General features: G+C 39.3%; 20 protein-coding genes and 2 pseudogenes. All 22 read right to left on the bottom strand.

From position 1 onward, the window contains the following. Nucleotides 1-6 precede the first annotated feature (6 nt). The gene (locus JCM10596_RS20290; protein WP_025028675.1) at nt 7-4524 is read right to left on the bottom strand and encodes a non-ribosomal peptide synthetase; all 4518 of its coding nucleotides are present in this window, start codon (nt 4522-4524) and stop codon (nt 7-9) included. Then, a complete protein-coding gene (locus tag JCM10596_RS20285; RefSeq protein ID WP_025028674.1) occupies nt 4521-5042 on the bottom strand; it encodes a sterol desaturase family protein in 522 nt (173 codons plus the stop codon). The genes JCM10596_RS20290 and JCM10596_RS20285 overlap by 4 nt, the downstream gene beginning before the upstream one ends. 159 nt (nt 5043-5201) lie before the next feature. Then, entirely contained in the window at nt 5202-5708 is a 507-nt protein-coding gene (gene loaP, locus JCM10596_RS20280; protein WP_234410583.1) for an antiterminator LoaP, read from the bottom strand. Then, nucleotides 5618-5827, bottom strand: coding sequence for a hypothetical protein (locus JCM10596_RS30520; RefSeq protein ID WP_234410582.1), 210 nt, complete (start codon nt 5825-5827; stop codon nt 5618-5620). The genes loaP and JCM10596_RS30520 overlap by 91 nt, the downstream gene beginning before the upstream one ends. 212 nt (nt 5828-6039) lie before the next feature. Beyond that, nucleotides 6040-8151 carry a polyribonucleotide nucleotidyltransferase gene (gene pnp, locus JCM10596_RS20270; RefSeq protein WP_025028672.1) on the bottom strand — a complete coding sequence of 704 codons (2112 nt, stop codon included), beginning with the start codon at nt 8149-8151 and terminating at the stop codon, nt 6040-6042. Nucleotides 8152-8263: 112 nt separating this feature from the next. Next, nucleotides 8264-8533, bottom strand: coding sequence for a 30S ribosomal protein S15 (gene rpsO / locus JCM10596_RS20265; RefSeq protein ID WP_025028671.1), 270 nt, complete (start codon nt 8531-8533; stop codon nt 8264-8266). A gap of 105 nt (nt 8534-8638) precedes the next feature. Continuing rightward, nucleotides 8639-8905 (bottom strand): hypothetical protein, encoded by a 267-nt coding sequence (locus JCM10596_RS20260; protein ID WP_234410581.1) that lies wholly within the window; start codon nt 8903-8905, stop codon nt 8639-8641. Next, entirely contained in the window at nt 8871-9092 is a 222-nt protein-coding gene (locus JCM10596_RS20255; RefSeq protein ID WP_025028669.1) for a hypothetical protein, read from the bottom strand. Before JCM10596_RS20255 ends, JCM10596_RS20260 begins: the two co-directional genes overlap by 35 nt. Nucleotides 9093-9153: 61 nt before the next feature. Continuing rightward, nucleotides 9154-10095 carry a bifunctional riboflavin kinase/FAD synthetase gene (locus JCM10596_RS20250; RefSeq protein ID WP_025028668.1) on the bottom strand — a complete coding sequence of 314 codons (942 nt, stop codon included), beginning with the start codon at nt 10093-10095 and terminating at the stop codon, nt 9154-9156. 11 nt (nt 10096-10106) lie between these two features. After that, entirely contained in the window at nt 10107-10868 is a 762-nt protein-coding gene (truB, locus tag JCM10596_RS26715; protein ID WP_081792122.1) for a tRNA pseudouridine(55) synthase TruB, read from the bottom strand. Next, a complete protein-coding gene (locus JCM10596_RS30515) occupies nt 10835-11008 on the bottom strand; it encodes a hypothetical protein (RefSeq protein WP_159102381.1) in 174 nt (57 codons plus the stop codon). The genes truB and JCM10596_RS30515 overlap by 34 nt, the downstream gene beginning before the upstream one ends. Further along, the gene (locus tag JCM10596_RS20240; RefSeq protein ID WP_025028667.1) at nt 11005-11997 is read right to left on the bottom strand and encodes a DHH family phosphoesterase; all 993 of its coding nucleotides are present in this window, start codon (nt 11995-11997) and stop codon (nt 11005-11007) included. Before JCM10596_RS20240 ends, JCM10596_RS30515 begins: the two co-directional genes overlap by 4 nt. Nucleotides 11998-12008: 11 nt before the next feature. Further along, nucleotides 12009-12359: a 30S ribosome-binding factor RbfA gene (gene rbfA, locus JCM10596_RS20235; protein ID WP_025028666.1), complete on the bottom strand. Its 351-nt coding sequence runs from the start codon at nt 12357-12359 to the stop codon at nt 12009-12011. Nucleotides 12360-12427: 68 nt separating this feature from the next. After that, nucleotides 12428-14647, bottom strand: coding sequence for a translation initiation factor IF-2 (gene infB, locus JCM10596_RS20230; protein WP_025028665.1), 2220 nt, complete (start codon nt 14645-14647; stop codon nt 12428-12430). Nucleotides 14648-14668: 21 nt separating this feature from the next. Continuing rightward, on the bottom strand, nt 14669-14971 hold the full coding sequence (locus JCM10596_RS20225) for a YlxQ family RNA-binding protein (RefSeq protein WP_025028664.1): 303 nt from the start codon (nt 14969-14971) through the stop codon (nt 14669-14671). Next, nucleotides 14961-15248, bottom strand: a complete 288-nt coding sequence (gene rnpM, locus JCM10596_RS20220; RefSeq protein WP_025028663.1) for an RNase P modulator RnpM — start codon at nt 15246-15248, stop codon at nt 14961-14963. Before rnpM ends, JCM10596_RS20225 begins: the two co-directional genes overlap by 11 nt. 27 nt (nt 15249-15275) lie before the next feature. Next, nucleotides 15276-16403 (bottom strand): transcription termination factor NusA, encoded by a 1128-nt coding sequence (nusA, locus tag JCM10596_RS20215; RefSeq protein WP_025028662.1) that lies wholly within the window; start codon nt 16401-16403, stop codon nt 15276-15278. Nucleotides 16404-16427: 24 nt separating this feature from the next. Next, nucleotides 16428-16898 carry a ribosome maturation factor RimP gene (rimP, locus tag JCM10596_RS20210; RefSeq protein ID WP_025028661.1) on the bottom strand — a complete coding sequence of 157 codons (471 nt, stop codon included), beginning with the start codon at nt 16896-16898 and terminating at the stop codon, nt 16428-16430. Between the two features lie 219 nt (nt 16899-17117). Then, on the bottom strand, nt 17118-21413 hold the full coding sequence (locus tag JCM10596_RS20205; RefSeq protein ID WP_025028660.1) for a PolC-type DNA polymerase III: 4296 nt from the start codon (nt 21411-21413) through the stop codon (nt 17118-17120). Between the two features lie 102 nt (nt 21414-21515). Continuing rightward, a pseudogene (locus JCM10596_RS26710) lies at nt 21516-23221 on the bottom strand (proline--tRNA ligase). 64 nt (nt 23222-23285) lie between these two features. Further along, nucleotides 23286-24548 (bottom strand): RIP metalloprotease RseP, encoded by a 1263-nt coding sequence (rseP, locus tag JCM10596_RS20195; RefSeq protein ID WP_369345675.1) that lies wholly within the window; start codon nt 24546-24548, stop codon nt 23286-23288. A 37-nt stretch (nt 24549-24585) separates the two neighbouring features. After that, nucleotides 24586-25146: pseudogene (locus JCM10596_RS20190) on the bottom strand (1-deoxy-D-xylulose-5-phosphate reductoisomerase); the annotation flags it as partial.

Below are 25146 nucleotides of genomic sequence, written 5' to 3'. Positions count from 1 at the left end.
TTAGATTTATTTTTGGAACAATATATCGAGCTCCTCTTGACTGAGCTCTAACGTTTCAAAATCTGAAGGCGTAAATTCTATATGCTGTTGATTCATGCAATGCTCAATCACCATGCGCAAGTAATCTATCCATCGCTTCATGAACAAAGAAATGGTTTCTGTATTCAAATCAGTTTGGTTATACGTAATCGTCAATTGCAGCCTCTGATTGACAATAAGAGCAATCACATCCATCATACTTGTCATAGGATTTAGATTTCCTATATCCGCTCCCGTTGCTTCTTCGGCCATGGTAAAAAACTTCTGATTAACTAAACCTCCAAAGTCTCCTAAATAGTTAAAACGGATGGGTAAATGATGATCTTTTTTCAGAGCCTTCGCTATGTACTTCAAAGGCAAGTAGTCAAAGCCTTTATTCGGAACCCTTCGCACCTGTTCCTTAATGGATTTTATTTGAGAGGAGAGAGTTTCTCCTTCTATCGCCAACTGAATGGGATACATACTCGTAAACCACCCTACTGTTCTCGATAGATCTAATCCTGCTATAAATTCTTCGCGACCATGACCCTCTAATTCAATGCACATGGATGACAGGTTAGAAAATTCTTGAATAGACAGGGCTAATGAAGTAAGTAATAATTCAACAGGTTCTGTTTGAAACGCCTCGTTGGCTTTTGTTAGTAAAGCTTCTGTTTCCGTAACATCTAACTGGTCTGCTATAGACGCTTGACGAAAGGAAGAGGACTCACTAGGCAACTCTAGGGGAAACCAACTGGTAGAAGGTGGTTCTATTGAATTCCAATATTCAGCCTCTCTTTCACTTAATTGACCTGTATAGGAGATCAATTGCTCCACCCAATATTGATAGGAATGTGTTTTCTTCCCTAGAAAAATAGCTTGCTGTTCCCTGCTTCCTTCCAGATAACGAAGCAGATCGGCAAGCAAAATCCTCCATGATACACCATCAATGATAAGATGATGTGCAGTAAGCAATAGCCTTCTTCCTTGAGGTCCAAGATCAAACATACAGGCTCTGAATAAAAGATCTTTTTCGAGATCCATCGTTGATTTCAATTCATAACCAACTCTTTCAAGCTCCTTACATTGAATCTCATAAGGCAATGAGGACAGATCTACTTTTTTCAGGGTGAACGGTCGATGTAGATGACCCGGGTTATAGAAAAGCTTGTCCTGCTTAAAATCAACATTGAGCCTTAATGTGTCATGATGTCTAATTAATTCATGTAAGATGGATTCTAAATGATCGACCTCCATTCCATTGCTCAGCTGTAATAGAACAGACTGATTAAAGTGGTGAGTCTGAGTAAAGGATTGGGCAAAGAACCAAGAAGCAATAGATGAATAAGGTACCTCCCCTTCCGCCAACTCCTGAGAAATGATAGAATCATCGGTAGCTGGCTCAACAGAAGAAAGAATATCTGCGATTGTAGAATAGGTTAAAATATCTTTTGCACGAATATTCCAGCCCTGATCCTTCAATTTAGAAGCAAGCTGAATCGCTTTGATTGAATCACCACCCAATTGATAAAAATCGGCATGAATACTTATTTCATCTACTTGCAATACTTCCTGAAAAAGCTTTATGACTTGTTCTACATGCTGATCATTTGACAGATCATGCAGCCTTTCTTCCTCATAACTGTAACTTGAAGGTAAAGCAAGTTGACTACGATTGATCTTTCCGTTCGAAGTTAGAGGAATCTGATCTAAAAATAGAAAATAGGTGGGAATCATATAAGAAGGCAGCACTTTCATCAGCTCTTGTTTCACTGTCAATACGGAAACCTCCACGTCAAGCTTCTTTACTAAATAAGCACAGAGCTGTTTTTGATCACTTCTAACTTCCACATCTAAAACCACCGCTTCTTTAATCCCTTCTAGCTGTAACAATCGATATTCAATCTCCCCTAATTCGATACGGTAGCCTCTGAGCTTAACCTGATGATCTTTTCTTCCCAGATACTCAACAATATCTCCCTCTAAGAACTTGGCTAGATCCCCTGTCCTATACATTTTTTGTCCTATTAAAAAGGGATGGTCCACAAAACGCTGTGCGGTTAACTCTGGCTGCTTCCAATAGCCTCTTGCTACACCATCTCCAGAGATATAGATTTCACCTACACATCCATGAGGAACAGGGTTTAACTCTTCATCCAAAAGATAAATCTGAACATTATCAGCAGGAACCCCGATCGGCACGGCAACATTCGTATCTGTTGCTGGGTTATAGGTATGAATCATACAGCCAACCACTGTTTCTGTCGGACCATATTCATTATAAATTTCGATTTGCTGACTAAAATTTTCATAGATTTTCTGAGCAAGGGAGCTTTTCAGCTCTTCTCCTCCTACAATCAATTTTCTAACCGATGAATTGGAATAGGAGCGATCCTGCAATAATGACAAGTGAGCAGGCGTTAATTTAATCATTGTCACCCTATTTTCCTGAAGAATATCATAGAGGACAAAGTCATCATCGTTTTCCTCATATATTCTAATTTGGTTTCCACTGATTAAAGGGGCAAATATAGAAGTTACTGTAAGGTCAAAAGCTAAGGATGAATATAGCGCAAATGTTTCTTTCTCTCCCCTGATATATGTCTTCACCGCCCAGCAAATGTAATTAACTAAACCACGCTGTTCAATCATGACTCCTTTTGGCATACCTGTCGAACCTGATGTATACATCATATAGACCAAGTCGTTAGGCTGAGAGGCAATAGGCAGATTAGACGATTCGATCTGGTAGATCTCCGCTTGATGCAAATGAATGATTATTCCTCTGTATTCTACTTCTTTAGGCAGCTCTTGATTCACTAGAATCCCTGTAGCTTCGCTATCGTCGAGCATCTCTTGAATCCTTTTGGGTGCTGTATGAACATCAATCGGCACATAAGCAGCCCCTGTCTTTAATACTCCCAAGATAGCGACAATCAAATCTATTGAATGATTGACAAAAAGACCAACCATTTGACCTCGCCCTATTCCTCTCTGCTGTAAAAAGCGAGCCAACTGATTAGATCTTAGATGTAATTGATGATACGTTAGAGTTTCATTTTTACAGCTAACCGCAATCCGTTCTGGCGACCGCTTCACTTGCTCTTCAAACAATTGGATCGTCGTTTTGTTAGCTGGATATTCCCTTCTTGTTTGATTGAAATGATCCAGAAGTTGATTCTTCTCCTTTTCAGATAGTAGAGTTAATTGGTGAATCGCGACATGTGGATCATCTAGTATTTGATTTGCTAATAAGATGAATCTCTCAAACATTCTCTTCATTTGCTGATCGGTGAAAACAGAAGTTTGGTAATCAAATTCTAGCTGAACTGAACCTTGTTCTGACCAATCCTTGATCACAATATGTAGAGGATAAAGCTGATAACCGTTATACAATTCTTCACTTGCCATTGGAGAGTTCATTAACTGATGATTGGGTTTGAAATTATAATAGTTGATACTACATTGAAATAATTGTTCATTCCTTTGATGCAGCTTATGAAGATCTTGAATCAATAAATCATAAGGATATTTTTGATGTGTATAGCTTCTTCTTATCTCTTTCCTTAGCTTTTTGATATGCTGAATCACAGACTCTTTCACGTTCACATTACAGCGAAGTGGCATTGTACTTGTAAACATTCCAATGGTCTGTTTCTCTGTTTTACCAGAACGATTATATACAGGAATCCCCACCACGATATCCTGATGCCCTGTCCATTTGTGCAAATACAATTGGAATAACATAACATACCAGTCACTTAGGGAGCACTGATGTTCCTCTGTCCATGCTTTTATTTTCTGTGAGAGGGATTCTTCAATGAAGAATGATTGACGTTTCCCTTCCAATTGAATAGAGCCCTCCTGAAAAATAGGCTCAGGAAGTGTTTCAAATGTATTCATCCAATACGCTTTGTTCTTGAGAAATCGTTCAGACTTGAGATACAGCTGTTCCTGCTCAATCGAAGAAAGATACGATCCAACAAAGGAATCATCTGTATTCTGACCCCTCATTAATTGCTCATAAAAATAACAAATTTGCTCTGTTACTATCTGCATCGACCAACCATCAAAAACTAAATGGTGGATCTTTGCAAAAAAAGAAAGACTCTCAACTCTTTTTTTATAGAGGGCAAAATAGAAAAGAGGAGTATCACCCGTTAAGGAGAATGGTTTTTCTATTTCATTGTTGATCCACTGCAAATAGCATTCCTCTGAATTTTCAAATTGAGAAAAATCAATAAAATCTATTTTTTCTGTTGGGATATCACTTACTCTTTGATAAAATGTTTCACCCTCTTCATAGAAGCGTAATCTAAAAGCTTCATTTTTGTTAATCACAAGGAGAATCGCTTTTTCTAAGAGATCTCTGTCTATTTTCCCTTCTATGGTTGCTCTGCCACAAATATGATGTAATGGTGTATCAGGATAGAGCTTTTCAATATACCATATTCTTTTTTGAGGATGAGTCAGGGGAAAACGATGATCATTAGCTTGTCCATTCATTTTGACACTTCCTCTCTGATAGCCGGTTCTTTCACCATACGTGTTTTTTTATAGACTGTGCCAAAAACATAATCCCATAGAGTAATATAGAAGCCATAATTCCCCTTAATGTAGTAATGATGCTTCATATGGAACTGCCCTACAGCCAGAAACCTGGTAATGGCCCCTTTCACTCGTGGATTATGATCAAGTACGCTTGCAGCTAAAAAAATCTCATAGAGATAGTGATAGACTAGCAAAATGATTCCGGGAACCGGATCAATGAAGGCAACGATGACAAATGGTAATGTTAATGTAATCCAAACATCTAAAGATGCCTTCCAGCTCCCAAACCACATAAAATAGTTTGGAATACTTGGAAGGGATGGTTTGAGATCATCATACTTATTTTTATGGTGCTCTAGATGAATTTTATACAATGGGTTTTTCTTGCTAGGGATATGAGCGAGACGATGAATGATATAAGAATAAAGGGTACATAACAAATAGTATCCGATTATTTTCATTAACAAGAGCATATTGGATTAAGTCTCCTTACCGATCATATTTTTTGGATAGACAAATACAATACTAGAAAAAAGAGCAATGTCACTCTTTAGAACAAACCTGCTGAAAGATAAGAAAGCGGTTTGTCGAACTGAGTGCTACAGCTCTTTTAGATATCTATTAGGAAGGGGTTACTTGTGAGAATCTAATATTTCGATCCCTACGTCAACTAATTGGGTTTCCCCCATAAAATCGAGAGAAATTTTAGCTCTATTTTTCCGTTTATCTATTTTCTTTATGATTCCTTCTAATCCTTTTAATGGTCCCGAACGCACGAACACTTTTGAGTTTTCTTTATGTACTTGCGAAAATCCAATTTCTTCATCATATTGTGCTAATCGAAGAATGAGGGCCATCTCCTTTTCTTCTATCGGGGTAAAACAAGTGACTTGCCTTTCTTGATTCTCAACATCTTTGAGGTCATAATCCACGTTATATTTGTTTATATTTAAAAGTCGAAAACATCGAGGTATTTCTTTCAATTTATAATATAAGTCTATATTCATATACGTGTTAAGAAGAACATAGCCAGGTAGCATGATTTTACTTACCTCGCATAATTTCCCTTCTCTTCTTTCTCGTATTTTCCTCTTTGGTACCATGACTCGAATGACTGACTGATCAATAAATTTGTTAATGAGAACTTGTACTCGTTCTTCTTGTCCAGTTTGAACATGGAGTGCATACCATTCATTTGAAATTGTGATTCACCCTCTTTCTTCCATTTTGTAAAATGGGCATAGCTTCGCCCTTTCATCCAGGTTTTCTCCTGCATTACGGCTAGCCATCCTTATGTCCCCTTAGTCCATTAACGTGCCGCAACAACGATTAACTTCCTTAGGTTCCTAATAATTACAATTATATTTTACTTTCTATAAAAAAAAAACCCCCTTTTTTAGTAATTCTGAAATTACGATAATCAAAAGAAGGACAAAAAAAAAGAGGCTATAAAATAAATTTATAGCTCTCTTAAGATTCTTTTTCAGCTAATTCTTTTTGTTCTTTCAGTAAAACTTTTCGTGACAAGTTGACTCGACCTTGATTATCAATCTCTGTGACTTTGACTAGAATGGTATCACCGATGGATACAACATCTTCTACTTTCTCCACTCTTTCTTCTGCTAATTGAGAAATATGACATAAACCATCTTTCCCTGAGAAGATTTCGATGAAAGCACCAAATTTCTCAATTCTTTTTACTGTTCCTAAGTAAGTTTCACCTACAACCACTTCTCGAACGATATCTTCAATGAGTTTTTGTGCTTTGGCTATCATTTCTACATCAGGAGAACCTATAAATACTCGTCCATCCTGCTCAATATCAATCTTAACTCCTGTTTCTTCAATGATCTTATTGATCATTTTTCCACTTGGACCGATGACATCACGTATTTTATCTGGATTAATTCTTATGGTTTTAATCTTTGGTGCAAATGGAGATAATTCTTGTTTTGGCTCTGCAATCGCTTCTAGCATCTTGTTAAGGATATGCATACGTCCTTCTTTTGCCTGTTCCAGCGCTTCGACTAGAATTTCTCTGGTCAATTGATCAATCTTAATATCCATTTGCAAAGCAGTGATTCCTTTTGCCGTTCCTGCCACCTTGAAATCCATGTCACCTAAGTGATCTTCCATGCCTTGAATATCTGTTAAAACAGTGACATAATCGCCTGATTTAACAAGTCCCATTGCAATTCCAGCTACAGGAGCTTTTATTGGAACTCCCGCATCCATCATCGCTAGGATGCTACCACAGATACTAGCTTGTGAAGAAGATCCATTCGATTCTAATACTTCTGATACAAGACGAATGGTGTAAGGAAATTCTTCTTCGGAAGGGATAATAGGCTCTAAAGCTCTTTCACCTAAGGCTCCATGACCAATTTCTCTTCTTCCTGGAGGTCTTGGTGCTCGCGCTTCTCCAACACTAAATGGCGGGAAGTTATAATGATGCATAAATCTCTTCGACTCTTCTACACCTAGCCCATCTAAGATCTGTACATCGCCTAAAGCACCTAAGGTACATACACTTAGAGCTTGAGTTTGTCCACGTGTAAATAGACCCGAACCATGAGTTCTCGGTAATAATCCAACTTCACATGCAATCGGACGAATCTCATTGATCTTCCGACCATCTGGTCTGATCTTATCATGAGTGATCAGGCGGCGAACCTCATCCTTGACAATCTTATCTAAGACCTCTTTAACATCCTTCATTTTTTCTTCAAAGGTTTCGGCAAAGTGTTCTGTTGTCTTCTGTTTGACAGCATCAATGGCTTCTTGTCTAGCGTGTTTTTCACCGATTTGAATCGCCTTGATCATATCTTCTTTTGCAAATTGTGATACAGCTTCTTCTACCTCTGGGTCAAGTTCGCGAAGCACCACTTCCATCTTCTCTTGCCCGACTTCTGCTGCAATTTCTTCTTGGAAAGCAATAAGACGTTTAATTTCTTCATGCCCAAACATAATAGCGTCCAGCATAGTTTCTTCCGATACTTCCTTAGCGCCAGCCTCAACCATATTGACACCATACTTTGTCCCAGCTATGGTCAGTTGAATATCACTTTTCTCTAGCTGCTCTAGAGATGGGTTAATAATGAACTGTCCGTCAATTCGGCCGACGTTCACCCCAGCAATAGGACCATTAAAAGGAATGTTGGAGATCATTAATGCTACTGAGGAACCGATCATGGCAGCCATCTCAGGTGAACAGTTTTGATCCACTGATAAGACAGTGCTCACAATATGTATTTCATTTCTAAATCCCTCAGCAAATAGCGGGCGGATCGGTCTGTCAATTAATCGGCTAGCTAAAACTGCTTTTTCGCTAGGACGTCCCTCTCTCTTGATAAATCCACCTGGGATTTTCCCTACGGCATACAGCCTTTCCTCATAATTCACTGTAAGCGGAAAGAAATCTAGGTCTTTGGCTTCTTTTGACGCCGTCACAGTAGAAAGAACAACGGTATCACCGTAACGAACAACAACAGAACCATTCGCTTGTTTCGCTAGCTTTCCTATTTCAAATGAAAGAGGGCGACCAGCACACTCTGTTGTAAATAGTTTAACTTCTTGTTCCATTTTCATTTCCTCCTCTCAGAATACTTTTTCGCGAGTATATGTAGTATTTCCTTCTCACTGCTAAAACTTACACAGAAAAAAAGCGGGAATGAATCCCCGCTTTTCGTTCACCTTATCTACGTAAGCCTAACTTATCAATAAGTACGCGGTAACGTTGAATATCGTTTTCACGTAAATAAGTTAGCAAGTTACGGCGTTGACCAACCATTTTCAATAGACCACGACGAGAGTGGTGATCTTTCTTGTGGGTACGTAAATGATTGTTTAGATAATTGATCTTTTCCGTAAGGATAGCAATTTGTACTTCTGGAGAACCAGTATCAGTATCATGTACTTTATACTCGTTAATCAGCTCGTTTTTACGCTCTTGTGTAAGTGCCATCCTTTCACCTCCTTTTCTCTATCCCCTATCGCCCAGCATACCGGTGGTGAATCGATAAGCCATGCCATAGGTTAGTATCCATCCCAAAAAAATAAGAGATCATTCTTATTTCTTTCCTATCACGGTGATAACTAAACGTCCATCAGGGATATCCTTAGCTACAATATCATATATTTGACCATTTGTCGAGATAAATCCGCGAAAACGTGTGGCAATCGGAATTTTTCCTGGTATTTTTTTTGCTTCTCTTGTAATGTCATGGACAGAAATCCCTTTTTGTCTACTTTCGACAAGACGTTTCTTGGCATGAGAGGTAATAATCACCTTCACCATACATCTATAAATATTGCGTCTGGGAGCTGTATTCCCCATCATGATGTTCCATAAACATGGAGAATAATGAATCTTGGAAGGCAATGGTTGGTGCATCCACCAAGCCACGCTTGCGATAGATTTTACTCATTTCTTTGTGTAGCTGTTTAAATTCACGACTCAAGCAAATGACAGCAGCCTGCTGACAAAAAAAATAAATTTGTCGATCTGTCATATTTCCTTTCATTTCTTCACTCCCCTTCCTACTCTTAGAGGACATTAGTAAATAAAAGATATGACAGATCTTATTATTTTATGTATTCCAATCTCTTTATGGCTTCAAAACAATCCAGCTCAATTTGTTTTTTTAACTCTTCAATTCCATTAAATTTTCTTTCTGAACGAAGATAGGATATCAGTTCAAATGTGATAAGTTCTTCATAAATGGATTCGTTAAATTCAAAAAGATGAATCTCATAGGTTGGTTTCATTCGATCAGAATGGAAGGTAGGCTTTAGTCCTATATTAAGAACCCCTTTGATCCATTGTTCATTTCTATTTACTCGAACAGCATACACACCCAATTTAGGCTCTAGATAGGGATAGTCTAATTCAATATTGGCTGTTGGAAAACCAATGGTTCTTCCTCGCTGCTCTCCAGCAACAACCTTCCCGCTCATTCGATAAGCTCTACCGAGAAGTTGATTTGCTGTTTGTACCTCTCCTTCTTGGAGGAGTTTCCGTATCCTTGAAGAGCTTATTTTTTGTTGTTGGTCATCTATAGAGGGAACGACAAAGGACTCAAAAGAACGTGTTTTAGTTCCCCACTCATGCAACAAATCTATTGTTCCTTGACCACGATGACCAAAGCAAAAATCGAAACCAGTGATCACCTTACGAATTCCAAGACCCTCTATGTATTGGGTAATAAACTGTTCTGGTGAAAGCTCTGCAAAGCTCTTAGAGAATGTGATCACAATTGTAAAATCTAAGCCCATTTCTTTTAGTAAGCTTAATTTTAATGGCAGTGGAGTCATATATTTGGCTTCAGTCAGCTTCCCCAGCACTTCTTTAGGATGAGGATCAAAGGTAATCACTCCTGCCTTTAGCTGGCCCTCTTTACTCAACGTGATCGCTTTTTGAATCACCTTTTGATGCCCTACATGCAACCCATCAAAAGTCCCTAACGCCACACTCGATGGTGCCAACTGTTTTAGTTCATTTGGATGCTGGATATAGAATATCTCCATGTAATCTCCCTCTACTCTAGAAATACTTTTCTAGGTTTAATCGTATGTTCATTTACAGCAGTGTATAGTGCCACGAATTGACGATTCTCATCGTAGATACGATACAACTGATCTCTTATTACGTTATCATGCAGACGAAGAGATTGTCCATATTTGATTCTCTGAATCATATCTTCAGATAACGTGAGGTCAGGTACATGCAACAAGGCTGAATCGATAGGATAGAGGGACTGAATCCAGTCCTCTTCAGACCATCTCTCTAGCTCTTCAAAGTCTATACTTTGCGCTAGAGAAAAAGGACCACTTTTAGAGCGAATAAGGGAGATCATATGAGCAGGAAAGCCTAATTTTCTGCCAATATCCACTCCCAATGTCCTGATATAAGTCCCTTTTGAACAACGCACCTTAATTTTAAATGATGGGGAAGGGAGCTGCTTATTATAATCCAATAATTCAATATGGTAGATCTGCACCTCTCTAGGCTGTCTTTCAATTTCCTTGCCTTCTCTTGCAAGTTGATGCAGTCTTTTTCCTCCTATTTTAACGGCTGAATACATCGGAGGGATCTGTTGTATTCTTCCTACAAATGATTGAATAACCTCTTCTAACTCTGTTTCTGTCGGAGCTTCTGTAAGAGCTAGTTCCTCAATAACTTCTCCCGTTTGATCCTGTGTAGTTGTTGACTTTCCCAAAGAAATGACAGCTGTATACTCCTTTTCATAATCCAAGAGGTATTCAGCTACTCGTGTAGCTTGTCCAATACAAATTGGCAAGACCCTGTTACCTCGGGGTCAAGAGTACCTGTATGCCCTACTCGCTTTGTCCCAGCTAATCTTCTTATTTTGGACACACAGTCATGAGAAGTCATCCCTTTTGGTTTATTTAACACGAGAATTCCATTATATTCGCTCATTTTCTCTCACCTAAAATGCTTTCCAAATCTTTCTCAAGTAGCTTTAGAGCTTCTTCTAGACTGCCCTCAAAAGTGAAGCCAGAGGCTTTAGCATGACCGCCTCCGCCGTGTGATTGAGCTATTTTTGCCACATCAACCTCACTTTTTGAGCGTAAAGAAACCTTCACTTCCGCTTCGGAAACTTGTTTAAACAGGATTCCCACCTCAACCCCCTCAATATTTCGAGGATAAGATACCAAACCATCAATATCATCCTTTGAGGCTTGAGCTCTCTTCATATCTTCTAATGTCACTGTTAAAGAAGCCACCTTGTAATCAAAACTAAATCGTAATGATGGTAGTACTACCTGTAAAAGTCCTAAATAAGAAACAGAAATGGTTTCAAGAGCGTGTTCTGCAATGATATGGGGTTTAATCCCGTAAGATAACAGAGTCGCTGCTTTATTTAAAACAGACTGCGTTGTATTAGAATAACGAAATCCTCCGGTATCTGTCATTAGCCCTGTATACAGTGCCTCCGCTATTTTGAAATCCATGTGTTCTGGAAAGTAATGCTCGATTAAATCATATAAAATTTCAGTCGTTGAAGCCGCACTTGCCAAAATCACATTTACGTTTCCGAACATTGTATTCGTAGGATGGTGGTCAATATTTAGAATAGCACGACCTTCATCCATGTATTGAACAGTCGACCCCATCCTTTGTTCATCAGCTGCATCCACTGCAATAACAGAAGAAAAAGCTGTTTTTGGCTCCTCCATCGAAAAGTTCATAAGTTGATCGATCCCAGTGATAAAGGAAAATCGTCTGGGTACTGCTCCTTCATTCGCTACAACAAATTTCTTCCCTAAATTAGTGAGCAAATGTGCCACTGCCATACTCGAACCAATCGCATCCCCATCAGGATTGACATGAGAAATGACAAGAAAATGATCGTGCTCCTTAATAAATTCACTCGCTTGTTGTAATGCTTTTTGATAGGAATCCATGCGCTAACTCCTTACTTAGAATCTTGATTGATATCCTCTAAAATTCGTTCAATTTTACTTCCATACTCTATAGACTCATCAACCTTGAAAATTAATTCAGGTGTATGACGTAGTCGAATTCTTTTCCCTAGCTCTGAGCGAATAAATCCTGCTGCTTTGCCAATAGCTTTAAGTGTATTTTCTTTCTGTTCTTCACTTCCCAAAATCGTTAAAAACACTTTTGCTTGGGAGAGATCGCCAGTCATTTCTACCGCCGTTACTGTAATAAAACCGATGCGTGGATCTTTTAATTCTCGTTGAAGAATCTGACTTAGTTCTTTCTTCATTTCTTCTCCCACTCGATTAGCACGTACGTTACCCATTGTTAGTCCACTCCTTTTGATGGTGAAAAAACACCAAGAGAACAGCTTTCTTGGTGTTATATCACAACTTATCTTTCAATTTCTTCCATCACGTAGGCTTCAATGATGTCGCCTTCTTTGATGTCATTATATCCTTCAATAGTGATACCACACTCATAATTTGTTTGAACTTCCTTCACATCATCTTTGAAACGTTTCAAGACGTCCACTTTTCCTTCATGAATGACAATACTATCTCTAATTAAACGAATCATGGAATCTCTTGTGATTTTTCCTTCTGTTACATATCCTCCTGCGATGGTACCTACTTTAGATACTTTGAATGTTTGACGAACTTCTACAGTTCCAATTACTTTTTCTCTGAAGATTGGATCAAGCATCCCTTTCATCGCACTTTCAATTTCATCAATCACATTATAGATAATTCGATGTAGACGCACATCTACTTTTTCTTGTTCTGCCGTTTGTTTTGCATTAGGTTCTGGACGAACATTAAATCCAATAACAATAGCATTTGATGCAGAGGCAAGGATAATATCTGATTCTGTGATCGCTCCAACACCTAAATGAATAATTTTTACTCTGGCACCCTCTACTTCGATCTTTTCCAATGATCCTTTTAGAGCTTCTACTGAACCTTGAACGTCCCCTTTAATGATGACATTTAAGTCCTTCACTTCGCCCTCTTGGATTTGTTGGAATAAATCATCTAAGCTGACTCGCGTGTTCGCTCCGCGGTCTGTTTCTTTTTGCTTAACTGCACGTTTCTCACCAATCGCGCGAGCTTTTCTTTCATCTTCAAAGACCTTAAATTGATCTCCTGCTTGTGGAACATCGTGCATCCCAGTAATCTCTACTGGTGTCGAAGGACCTGCTGATTTGATTCGGCGTCCCTTATCATTAATCATGGCACGAACCCTACCATACGTGTTCCCTAGAACAATTGGGTCCCCAATATTTAATGTTCCCTTTTGTACTAAAATCCTTGCAACAGGTCCCTTCCCTTTGTCTAGCTCTGCTTCTATCACTGTACCACGTGCTAGATGATCAGGGTTCGCTTTTAGTTCAGCTACTTCTGATACTAACAAAATCATTTCCATCAGGTCATCTAAGCCTTCATTTTTCAAGGCAGAAACATTGACAAAAATAGTATCTCCGCCCCAGTCTTCAGCCACTAAATTTAATTCAGTCAGTTCCTGTTTAACGCGGTCAGGATTGGCATCAAGCTTATCCATTTTATTAACAGCCACAATAATTGGAACATTGGCTGCTTGAGCATGCGCTACAGCTTCTTTTGTCTGTGGCATCACACCATCATCAGCTGCTACCACAATAATGGCAATGTCTGTTACCTGTGCTCCACGTGCTCTCATGGTTGTAAAAGCAGCATGGCCTGGTGTGTCTAAGAATGTAATCTTCTTATTATTATATTCAATTTGATACGCACCTATATGCTGAGTAATTCCACCCGCTTCTTGTGATGTTACATTCGTGTGACGAATCGCATCTAGAAGAGTGGTTTTCCCATGGTCTACATGTCCCATAATCGTTACGACAGGAGGACGCTCTTGAAGAGTACCAGGATCATCAATTTCCACTTCTAGTTCGAATTGATCCTCCTCAATCTCAACCTTTTCCTCGACAGTAATCCCGTATTCTTCAGCAATTAAAGTAATGGCATCAAGCTCAATTTCTTGGTTCTTTGTAGCCATAATCCCTAAGAATAATAGCTTTTTAATAAGTTCAGAAGGCTCTTTATTTAATTTATTCGCTAATTCAGCCACAGTGATCGGTCCTGGAATCACAAGATGATTCACTTGATCTGAATGTTGAGTTTGCTCCTGACGTTGATGTCTGATTTTATTTCTTTTCTTCTTCGTTGTAGGAGCTGTTTTATCATCATTAAAGTGCTTTTCATGTGCTTTTGTTTTTTTAGTCTTTGTTTTTGCTGGGGCTATCTCTTCATCTTCTTTAGTGGTTACCATATAGTTATTTCCCCTCTGTTCCATTGGTTCATTCGTTTTTTTCTCTTCTACTTTTTCTTCTCCCTTAGGAGCTTCTGGTTTTTTTTCTTCTTTTTTGGTTTCAGCTTGAACGGATTGATTCGGTTTACTAGATCCTTTTTCTTTTAAGGATTTCATATATCCTTCAACCTTCTCAATCATTTCGCTGTCCATTACGCTCATATGATTGGCAACAATAATATCTACTTTTTTTAGAATCTCTATGACTTCTTTACTTGTCATTTCATGATCTCTTGCATATTCGTAAACTCTTGTTTTGCTCATACGGTCACCCCCGGTAAATGTTTACAACTGATGCAGGGCTATCATTTGCTTGGCAAATCCTTGATCAATTACTCCAACAACAACCCTTTGGTCCTTCCCAATTGCTTGCCCCAACTCTTCCCTGGAATCTACAGTGATTAATGCAACCTTATAATATGTAGATTTATCTTTTACTTTCTTCATTGTATTATCAGAGGCATCTTGCGAAATAAAAACTAAGTGGACTTTTTTTTGACGTATTGCTGAGATGACGAGTTCCTCGCCTGCAATAAGCTTGCGTGCTCGCATAGCCATTCCCAGCATTTGATATAGTTTAGGATTCATCTTTTTGAACTCCTAATAATTGAAATCTAGTGCATAATTCGTCATAGATTTCATCACTTATTTTTGTTTGGAGAGCTCGCTCAAATGAATTCCTTTTCTTAGCTAATGTAAAACACTCTATATTAGCACAAACATAAGCGCCGCGCCCTGAAGCCTTTCCTGTAGGATCAAGCAGGATTTGAGATTCAGGTGTACGCACGATACGGATTAGCGACTTCTTTGGAATCATTTCCTGACAGGCGACACACTTTCTCATTGGTATTTTTTTTTGTCGCATGGATGTCATCTCCTATCCCAACCAGTGTTAAATATATTCCTCTTCTCCATCCACGGCATCCATGACAGCATCATCTGGATCTACAGGCTCAATTTCATTTTCATCACTCAATAGCCCAAGAGCTTTAGCATCGCTTTCTGATTTAATATCGATCTTCCAGCCCGTAAGTTTAGCAGCCAAACGTGCATTCTGACCTTTCTTTCCAATCGCCAGTGAAAGCTGGTAATCAGGGACAATGACCTGAGTCATTTTGTCTTCTTCATTAACATCAACTCGAATCACCTTCGAAGGACTTAGAGAATTGGCTACATAGGTTTTCGGATCCTCAGACCAATGGACAATATCAATCTTTTCACCTTTAAGTTCCTCTACGATTGTTTGTACCCGTGCTCCTTTTGGTCCCACACATGCACCTACTGGATCTACATCAGGATTTGCTGAATAGACAGCAATTTTCGAACGATCTCCCGCTTCTCGAGCGACTGATTTAATTTCTACTACACCCTCATAAATCTCTGGTACCTCTAGTTCAAAAAGTCTTTTTAATAACCCAGGATGTGTTCTGGATAATAAAATTTGAGGGCCTTTCGTTGTCTTTTCTACTTTTGTAATATATGCTTTGACACGCTGACCGTGTTTGAACTGATCAGAATCCATTTTTTCACTTATTGGCATTAATGCCTCCGCCTTACCTAGGTCGATATAGATAAAACGAGCATCCTGACGCTGGACAATTCCAGTAATAATATCTTCTTCACGATCAATAAATTCGCTGAAGATGATGCCACGCTCAGCTTCGCGGATTCGTTGAGTAACCACCTGTTTTGCCGTTTGAGCAGCAATGCGCCCAAAATCCTTAGGTGTAACTTCAAGCTCTACAATATCATCTAACTGATACTGCGGATTGACTCCTTTGGCAGCTTCAAGACTGATTTCCAAACGCGGATCTAATACCTCTTCTACTACTGTCTTTCTAGCAAAAACACGAACAGATCCAGAATCTCTGTTAACATCTACTCGTACATTTTGAGCGGAATTAAAATTTCTTTTATACCCTGAAATGAGAGCCGCTTCTATCGCTTCTATTAAGACTTCTTTACTGATTCCTTTTTCTTTCTCTACAGCTGTTAAAGCCTCCATAAAATCAATATTCATGATTTAATCTCCTCCTTCCTAAAATTAGAAAACAACCGCTAGTCTAGCACTTGCTACTTTTGTATATGGAATGTTGACTTCTTTGACACGTGTTTTGATTTTCATTTCTATCGTTAGCTGATCCCCATCAAACGCCTTCAAAGTTCCTTCAAATTCCTTCCGTCCCTCTAACGGCTCATACGTCTTAATGTATACGGATTTTCCTACAGCAGAAACAAGATCTTTTTCTTTTTTTAACGGGCGTTCTGCGCCAGGGGAGGATACCTCTAGAAAATACGCCTGTGGAATGGGGTCTGTTTCATCTAACTTTAGGGACAGCTCCTCACTAACCACTCCACAATCTTCAATATCTACTCCACCTTCTTTATCTATAAATACTCTTAGAAACCAGCTTGCTCCCTCTTTCTTGAACTCAATATCAACGAGCTCTATGCCCTTACTTTCTAAGATAGGGGTGACAAGTTGTTCCGTTATTTCGGTTACCTTCTTACTCAATGAGGAATCCTCCTTTTTATCGTCTAAAGACTATGTATACTTTGAATGTTATATGTACCCTCAAGTCAGGCATTCTTCATTTGTGGTAAAACGAAAGAGTGGGTTGCCCCACTCTTCTCGGAAAATTCACCTATAGTAAGTATTACCACAAAAAAGTATACCATACATCTTATCATTAAGCAACCACCGTGAATCATTACATCGGATCTTACCAACAGATTAAAATAATGATAACTGATTGGTTTCAGGAATCCCTGTTAGACAGCCCTGCTCATCTAGATATTCTAGAACTGTTTTCGTAATCTTACTTCTCTGCTGCAAATCTTCTTTGGATAAAAACTCTCCGGCTTCTCTAGCTTTGGCGATATTGATTGCCGCATTGGTCCCTACACCTGGTATCGCATTAAAGGGAGGAATTAACGATTGACCATCGACTAGAAAATGCGTTGAATGAGATTGATATAAATCGACCTTCTTAAATGAAAAACCTCTTTCAATCATCTCTAAGCACAGCTCTAGAACCGTCAACAAGCTTTTTTCCTTCGGCAGAGCATCATTTCCTTTTTCATTGATTTCTTCAATTCTTTTTCGTATGGCACTTGAACCTTTTACGGCTAAGCTCACATCAAAGTCATCCGCGCGCACTGTAAAATAAGTAGCATAAAAAAAGATAGGATGATGTACTTTGAAGTAGGCAATACGAACAGCCATCATAACATAAGCTACCGCATGCGCCTTAGGGAACATGTATTTAATCTTTTGACAGGAATCAATATACCAATCAGGGACTTGATGTTCCTTCATATACTCGATATCTTCAGGAATCAAGCCTTTCCCTTTTCGAACACCTTCCATGATCTTAAAGGCTCGCGAAGGCTCCAGCCCCTTATGAATAAGATAAACCATGATATCATCACGAGTAGAAATGACCTCCGCTAGAACCGCTCTTTCCTGTCTGATCAGTTCCTGAGCGTTGTTTAGCCAAACGTCGGTTCCGTGAGACAGCCCTGAGATCTGCACCAATTCGGCAAAAGTAGTCGGCTTCGTTTCCTCCAGCATCTGACGAACAAAACGCGTTCCGAATTCAGGGATGCCCAGTGATCCCGTTTTAGACATAATTTGCTCTTCTGTGACTCCCAATGATTCTGTCGAACTAAATATTTTCATGGTTTCTGGATCATCTGTTGGAATGGTTTTAGGGTCCATTCCAGATAGGTCTTGGAGCATGCGAATAACGGTCGGATCATCGTGTCCAAGAATATCGAGCTTTAATAGATTATCGTGAATGGAGTGAAAGTCAAAATGAGTTGTACGCCACTCGGATTCCTGATCATCTGCTGGATACTGGATAGGACAAAAATCATAAATATCCTTATAATCAGGTACAACGATGATTCCACCAGGATGCTGACCCGTTGTCCTCTTCACTCCTGTACAGCCAGATGCTAAGCGCAGGATTTCTGTATTACGATAGGTTACGTTTTGTTGTTCTTCGTACTTCTTAACAAAGCCATACGCCGTTTTGTCAGCCACCGTTCCTATTGTTCCCGCACGATACACATTGTCCACTCCAAACAGCTCCTGAGTATATTTATGCGCTACGGGCTGATAGTCTCCTGAGAAGTTCAGATCGATATCGGGTACTTTATCTCCTTTGAAACCTAAGAAGGTTTCAAACGGAATATCGTGACCGTCTTTTTTTAGTTTTGAGCCACACTCAGGGCAATCCTTGTCTGGTAGGTCAAATCCTGAACCTACGGAGCCATCCTCATAGAAGTGAGAATAGTGACAGGACAAGCAGACATAGTGTGGAGGTAGAGGATTTACCTCAGTAATATCCGTCATTGTTGCAACAAAGGATGAACCAACCGATCCCCTTGATCCTACCAGGTAACCATCACTTAAAGATTTCGTTACCAGCTTGGATGAAATAAGATAAATAACCGCAAAACCATGCCCAATAATACTTTTTAATTCCTTCTCCAAACGTTTTTCCACAAGGTCAGGCAGAGGATCTCCATAAATCCTTTTCGCTTTTGAATAACTCATGTTTCTTACTTCGTCATCTGCTCCTTCAATTCTAGGAGTATAGAGATCATCTGGAATCGGTTTGATTTCTTCAATCATTTCTTGTACCAGATTAGGCGCAGTGATGACAACTTCCTTGGCTGTATCCTTACCTAAAAATCGAAATTCATCAAGCATTTCGTTGGTCGTTCTAAAATGAACAGGAGGAAGTTGGTCTGGTTTTAAAGGGGAAGCTCCTCCTAGTGTAGTAATTAAAATTTTGCGGTAAATCGCATCTCTTGGCTCCGCATAATGCACATTCCCTGTAGCTACTACTGGTTTATTCAGTTTCTTTCCTAAGGCAACAATGTTACGAATAATATCCTCTAGGCGCTGGCGATCTTTAACGATTTCTTTTTCGATAAGATGTTGATAGTTGCTTAGTGGCTGAATCTCTAGATAATCATAGTACTTAGCAATCTCCTCAACCTCTTCAGGTGCTTTCTGCATCATCCCTTCGAATACTTCTCCTTTATCACAGCCTGATCCGATCAGGATTCCTTCTCGATGCTCTTCTAACACACTGCGGGGGATGCGAGCGACTCTGTGAAAATAGGTCACATGAGAAACAGTGATCAATTTGTAGAGATTTTTTAACCCTTCTTGATTTTTAGCTAACAGAATACAGTGGGATGGACGGACGCGATGATAGTCACCACTGCCACGCTGCTGATTGAGCTCATCAAGGTATTTAATTCCTCGTTCTACAACATGAGCTAACATTTTCCACAGTAGGTATCCTGTTGCCTCTGCATCATATACGGCTCTGTGATGATTCAAAAGTTCGATATCAAACTTTTTACATAAGGTATTCAACCGATGATTTCTCATTTCGGGGTATAAAAATCTAGCCAATTCAAGCGTATCTAATACAGGATTACGTACTTCCTTACCCAATTTTTTATAGCCCATCTGCAAAAATCCCATGTCAAAGCTAGCATTATGAGCGACTAAAGTATGATCTCCAATAAATTCAAAGAACTTTGTCAACACATCATCAACTTCAGGTGCATCCTGAACCATTTCGTCCGTGATTCCTGTTAACTCTGAAATTAAATCTGTTATTGGCTCATGCGGGTTAGCAAACGATTCGAAACGATCGACAACTTCTCCCTTATGGATTTTGACAGCCGCAAGCTCAATGATCGTATTGTATACAGCCGACAAGCCTGTTGTTTCGACGTCAAAAACAATGTAGGTTTCATCTACAAGAGATCGATGCTCAGGATGATAAGCAATTGGCGAACCATCATCTACTAAATTTGCCTCAAGTCCATACAAGATTTTGATTCCATACTTCTTTCCAGCACCATAAGCCTCTGGAAAGGATTGTGCTACTCCATGGTCGGTAATCGCAATCGCTTTGTGTCCCCACTTGGCAGCCTTCGCCACATATTCACCCGCTGGTGTAACAGCATCCATTGTAGACATTGTCGTGTGTAGATGAAGCTCAACTCTTTTCTCTTCGCAGGTGTCTTCTCTTTCTTTCACACTGATTTGATTAATATCATTGGCCATCAACACAAGCTCGCGTTGAAAGGTATCAAGCTGGACACTCCCACGTACTCGTACCCATAAGCCTTTTTTGATATTTTCAAATATAGCTACGTCTTCTTTATCTCGTGAGAATAATTTAACTGTGATTGAATCCGTATAGTCCGTCATTTTAAAGGAAAGCAGTGAACGCCCACTACGCAACTCTCTAATCTCAGAATCAAAGATATATCCCTCGATACAAATTTTCTTCTCTTCTTCTTGAATCGCTTGAATCGGTACAGGAGCATCTTTTATCTGATAACCAATTAATAAATCCGTATTCACAGCTTTTTTAGAAGATTCCGCTGGAGTCGCCGCAGCCATATCTCTTAATGCTGCTTCTGCTCGGTCCTGATCTTCTTTTTCCTTTGCTTCTAAAAACTGTTGATACGCCTGCTCGGACTCTTGTAATTCGAACTTGACTTTATAATTCCAAGTGAAAAATTGTGAATAAAACTCTACAAGCATTGGTTCTAATTTTCTTTCAAAAAGCTGTAGTTCAACCTCATGTAAGATGGTAAAGATCAACACTTGCTGATTCCACTTAGGAGGCTGTTCTTGTAAACGCTTATACATTCCGTTCAATTGTTGACGGTACTGCTCTAAAAATTCAGGCCAGTATTCTATAAACAGTTCTTCATTACTGACAGACTGGCGAAAAGAAAAACGTATTTCAACCTGAGCAAGATGAGCAAAGGTTTCTTTTAATCTAGTAAGTAATAGTTGGTATACAGTAAGGGGAATATGTCTTTCCAACTCGATATAAAAAACCCATCTCTTTTCGTCCTTGAACAATTGGAGCTTATCAATACATCCCTCTAGCAAATAAGCTTGTACAACGTCTTCGGGAATGAGTGCTTGTTGAAGTAGAATGTGAAATCGTTCTTTTTTCGATCCCATATTTGCTGTCATGATGGTTTTCCCCTCCCATTTAAATAACACTATCAATCCAATGTATCTCTAGAAAATAGTGTAGCACAGCTCTTGGAACTGTGCTCACTTGTTCATCTCTTATTATAGTTGTAAATGTTTTTCGAAAAAAGCAGGTAATTGGTCTACAGAAACTTCCAGGATTTCTCCGGTCTTTCTCACCTTACATTCGACGATCTGTTCAGCCGCTTTTTCCCCACAGTTATTCTTAATGGGATTCCAATTAAGTCAGCATCCTTGAACTTTACTCCAGCTCTTTCATTTCGATCGTCAAATAAAACCTCGAACCCTTTCTCATTTAGTTCTTGGTATATTTTTTCAGCCACTTCCATTTGAACCTCGTCTTTGCTGTTAACCGCAATCAAATGAATCTGAAACGGAGCCACACTTAACGGCCAGATGATGCCATTTTCATCATTGTTTTGTTCAATAATAGCAGCAACGGTTCTTGATACACCGATTCCATAGCAACCCATAATCATGGATTGTTCTTTCCCGTTTTCATCTAGGTAGGTAGCACCCATTGCTTCACTATACTTAGTTCCTAATTTAAAAACATGACCAACTTCAATTCCTTCTGCAAATTGAATGATCCCTTGTCCATCTGGAGAAGGATCTCCAATCACAATATTGCGAAGATCATAGTAGCCTTCAATGGAGAAATCTCGCTCAGGCTGAACATGAATATAGTGCTTGTCCTTCTCATTCGCACCCACAACCCCAGCAAGCATTCCTTTTACACTATAATCAGCTACAACCGTTACTCCTGTCACATCAATTGGTCCAAGAAAACCAGGAACTGAACCAAGCTCTTTGACGATTCTTTCTTCAGAAAGCAGCTCAGCCATATCTGCATGAAACAGATTTTTTATTTTTATATCATTAATTTCATAATCACCACGAACGAGGGCAAGAACAATTCGATCATCTACTTCAAAAGCGACGGTTTTTATAATTTGTTTAGCCTCAACCTGCAAAAATTGGACGAGGTCATTTACTGTTTTTACATTAGGAGTGTCTATTTTCTCTACACTCTTCTGCTCTGCCGGAATGACTTGATCATACTCCTTCACGATGACAGCCGCTTTCTCAATATTCGCAGCATAATCGGAAGAGTCAGAGTAAGCTATTGTATCTTCTCCGATCTCAGATAAAACCATAAACTCATGCGTTCCTGTTCCACCAATCGCACCTGAATCTGCTTCTACAGCTCTGAAGTTCAAAGCACATCTGCTAAAAATAGCAGAGTAGGCGTTGTACATATCCTGATAGGTTTGATCGAGGCTTTCAGCTGATGTATGAAAGGAGTACGCGTCTTTCATGATAAATTCTCTGGAGCGTAACACACCAAAACGCGGTCTTCTTTCATCTCTATATTTAGTTTGAATCTGATACAGAGTTACTGGCAGTTTCTTATACGATTTGACTTCATCACGCAGTAAACCTGTAATCACTTCCTCATGAGTCGGTCCGAGAGCAAATTCTCGATCGTGACGATCCTTGAGCCTCATTAATTCAGGACCATATACATCCCAGCGTCCCGATTCTTTCCATAATTCCGCGGGATGTAGGGCAGGCATTAATAATTCCTGCCCACCAGCTCTATCCATTTCCTGGCGGACAATCTCTTGTACTTTTCGAAGAACCTTGTGCCCTAATGGCAAATACGTATAGACTCCTGAAGCCAATTGTCTGATCAGTCCTGCACGAAGCATCAACTGATGACTTGTTACCTCTGCATCTGAAGGGAGATCCCTCAAAGTAGGAATTAAAAAGTGTTGCTGTCTCATTGTTTTCCTCCATTCCAAAACCTAACAAGAAAAATAACATCATCAAACAAAGAATTTAATTCAATTAATTAGCAAACAATCGCTGGATATCATTCCATGTAACAACCAATACCAATAACATCAATAGGGCAAAACCAACAAAATGAACCACACCTTCTTTATGTGGATCAAGAGGGCGTCCCCTGACTCCTTCAATGGCTAAAAATAATAATCTTCCACCATCTAGTGCTGGGATAGGCAATAAGTTCAATATCCCAATATTAACACTTAAAATCGCTGTCCACCTCAATAAGGAAGGGATTCCATGCTGTGCTACTTGTCCTGTCATATCAATGATCCCTACAGGACCAGCTAAATCATCAATAGAAAATCCACCAGTAATCATAATCCCTAAACTCGTAAATATAATTTTGGCATAATCAATCGTGGTAGTAAATCCTGCTTCCAAGGACCCAATAAAAGATTTTTCATACAGCGGAGAAACTCCAATCATTCCCCTTGTTTGTCCATTTGTCCCTTCTAATTCAACAACATCTGGTGTGATTTTGACTTGTTCCTGTACCCCTGAACGATCAATCGTAAAGAGCATCTCTTCACCAGTGTTTACAGTAACTATTGATAGTAAGTCACTCCATTCTTGTATAGGCTTCTGATCCACTTGTAGGATTCGATCACCTGACACTAGACCTGCTCTTGCAGCTGGTGAATCCTCTAACACCGTACCAATCTGAGGTACTGTTGAAGGAATCCCACTATAGAGGTAATACCCAAATAATAAGAAAAAGGCGAGTAAAAAGTTAGCAAACGGTCCAGCAAACAAGGCTGCTGCTCTTTGTCCAAGCGTTTTACTTCCAAATTGACGATTGTATGGAGCTATTTGAACCTCTTGACGATTATGAACCATCAGGGCTTGAGGATGAATACTAAATGACCTCTTTTCTTCATCTGCATCGTATCCCTCGATGATAAGTTCATGAAGAAGATCTATTTTACTAACATTGATCGTCAGCAATTCTTGATATTCTTTTTTATTATTGAGTACTAATTTAGTAACCTTTCCTTCATCATTAAGAATAAGTCCCACATCATGTCCCGTTTTAATATCAACAACTTCTGGGTCCTCACCAGCCATTCGAACATAGCCACCTAATGGAAGTAAGCGTATGGTATACACGGTTTCATCTTTCTTAAAAGAAAAGATTTTCGGTCCAAAGCCTATCGCAAATTCTCGACAAAGAATTCCAGCACGCTTAGCCATGATCAAATGACCAAGCTCATGGAAGAAAATGATCGCACCTATCACTAAGATAATACTAATTGCCGTCATCATAACACCTTCTTTCTTGGTTCCTCATTCTACATCATTATATATGCTGAACGATGTGTCTTGCCCACTGATCTGCTTCTTTAATTTCATCAAGCTGAGGGGATGAGATCGGTTGATGTTGTTCCAAAGTCCTATATATCATTTCTTCTATTTGTAAAAAGGAAATTTCTGAACGTAAAAAGCGCTCTACCGCAACCTCATTCGCTGCATTTAAAACGGTCGGCATTGTTCCCCCCATTTTTCCTGCATCATAAGCCATTTTCAGACATGGGTAACGTATGAAATCCATCTCCTTAAAATGCAAGCTTCCGATTTGCGCTAAGGATAGCTTTTCTCCCTCACTTTCTATGCGGTGAGGATAGGAGAAAGCATACTGGATCGGCACTTTCATATCTGGTGTTCCAAGCTGAGCAATCAGAGAGCGATCCTGAAAAGCAACCATAGAGTGGATGATACTCTCTTGATGCAGAAGCACTTTAATTTTGTCAAAAGGCATTTGAAATAACCAGTGTGCTTCAATAACCTCCAAACCTTTATTCATCATCGTGGCTGAGTCAATCGTAATCTTTGCTCCCATAGACCAGTTTGGATGATTCAG

The organism is Caldalkalibacillus mannanilyticus JCM 10596 (genome assembly GCF_000615945.1).
In the GTDB taxonomy this organism is placed as follows: domain Bacteria; phylum Bacillota; class Bacilli; order Caldalkalibacillales; family JCM-10596; genus Bacillus_AT; species Bacillus_AT mannanilyticus.
Note: the sequence above shows the minus strand (reverse complement) of the source record. Positions and strands in the feature narration are given on the sequence as shown.

Coding starts and splice junctions, on each gene's coding strand:
- JCM10596_RS20290 (WP_025028675.1), bottom strand. CDS start 4,524: ATGAATGGACAAGCTAATGATCATCGTTTTCCCCTGACTCATCCTCAA.
- JCM10596_RS20285 (WP_025028674.1), bottom strand. CDS start 5,042: ATGCTCTTGTTAATGAAAATAATCGGATACTATTTGTTATGTACCCTT.
- JCM10596_RS30520 (WP_234410582.1), bottom strand. CDS start 5,827: ATGAAAGGGCGAAGCTATGCCCATTTTACAAAATGGAAGAAAGAGGGT.
- pnp (WP_025028672.1), bottom strand. CDS start 8,151: ATGGAACAAGAAGTTAAACTATTTACAACAGAGTGTGCTGGTCGCCCT.
- rpsO (WP_025028671.1), bottom strand. CDS start 8,533: ATGGCACTTACACAAGAGCGTAAAAACGAGCTGATTAACGAGTATAAA.
- JCM10596_RS20260 (WP_234410581.1), bottom strand. CDS start 8,905: ATGGGGAATACAGCTCCCAGACGCAATATTTATAGATGTATGGTGAAG.
- JCM10596_RS20255 (WP_025028669.1), bottom strand. CDS start 9,092: ATGAAAGGAAATATGACAGATCGACAAATTTATTTTTTTTGTCAGCAG.
- JCM10596_RS20250 (WP_025028668.1), bottom strand. CDS start 10,095: ATGGAGATATTCTATATCCAGCATCCAAATGAACTAAAACAGTTGGCA.
- JCM10596_RS30515 (WP_159102381.1), bottom strand. CDS start 11,008: ATGAGCGAATATAATGGAATTCTCGTGTTAAATAAACCAAAAGGGATG.
- JCM10596_RS20240 (WP_025028667.1), bottom strand. CDS start 11,997: ATGGATTCCTATCAAAAAGCATTACAACAAGCGAGTGAATTTATTAAG.
- rbfA (WP_025028666.1), bottom strand. CDS start 12,359: ATGGGTAACGTACGTGCTAATCGAGTGGGAGAAGAAATGAAGAAAGAA.
- infB (WP_025028665.1), bottom strand. CDS start 14,647: ATGAGCAAAACAAGAGTTTACGAATATGCAAGAGATCATGAAATGACA.
- JCM10596_RS20225 (WP_025028664.1), bottom strand. CDS start 14,971: ATGAATCCTAAACTATATCAAATGCTGGGAATGGCTATGCGAGCACGC.
- rnpM (WP_025028663.1), bottom strand. CDS start 15,248: ATGCGACAAAAAAAAATACCAATGAGAAAGTGTGTCGCCTGTCAGGAA.
- nusA (WP_025028662.1), bottom strand. CDS start 16,403: ATGAATATTGATTTTATGGAGGCTTTAACAGCTGTAGAGAAAGAAAAA.
- JCM10596_RS20205 (WP_025028660.1), bottom strand. CDS start 21,413: ATGACAGCAAATATGGGATCGAAAAAAGAACGATTTCACATTCTACTT.
- rseP (WP_369345675.1), bottom strand. CDS start 24,548: ATGACGGCAATTAGTATTATCTTAGTGATAGGTGCGATCATTTTCTTC.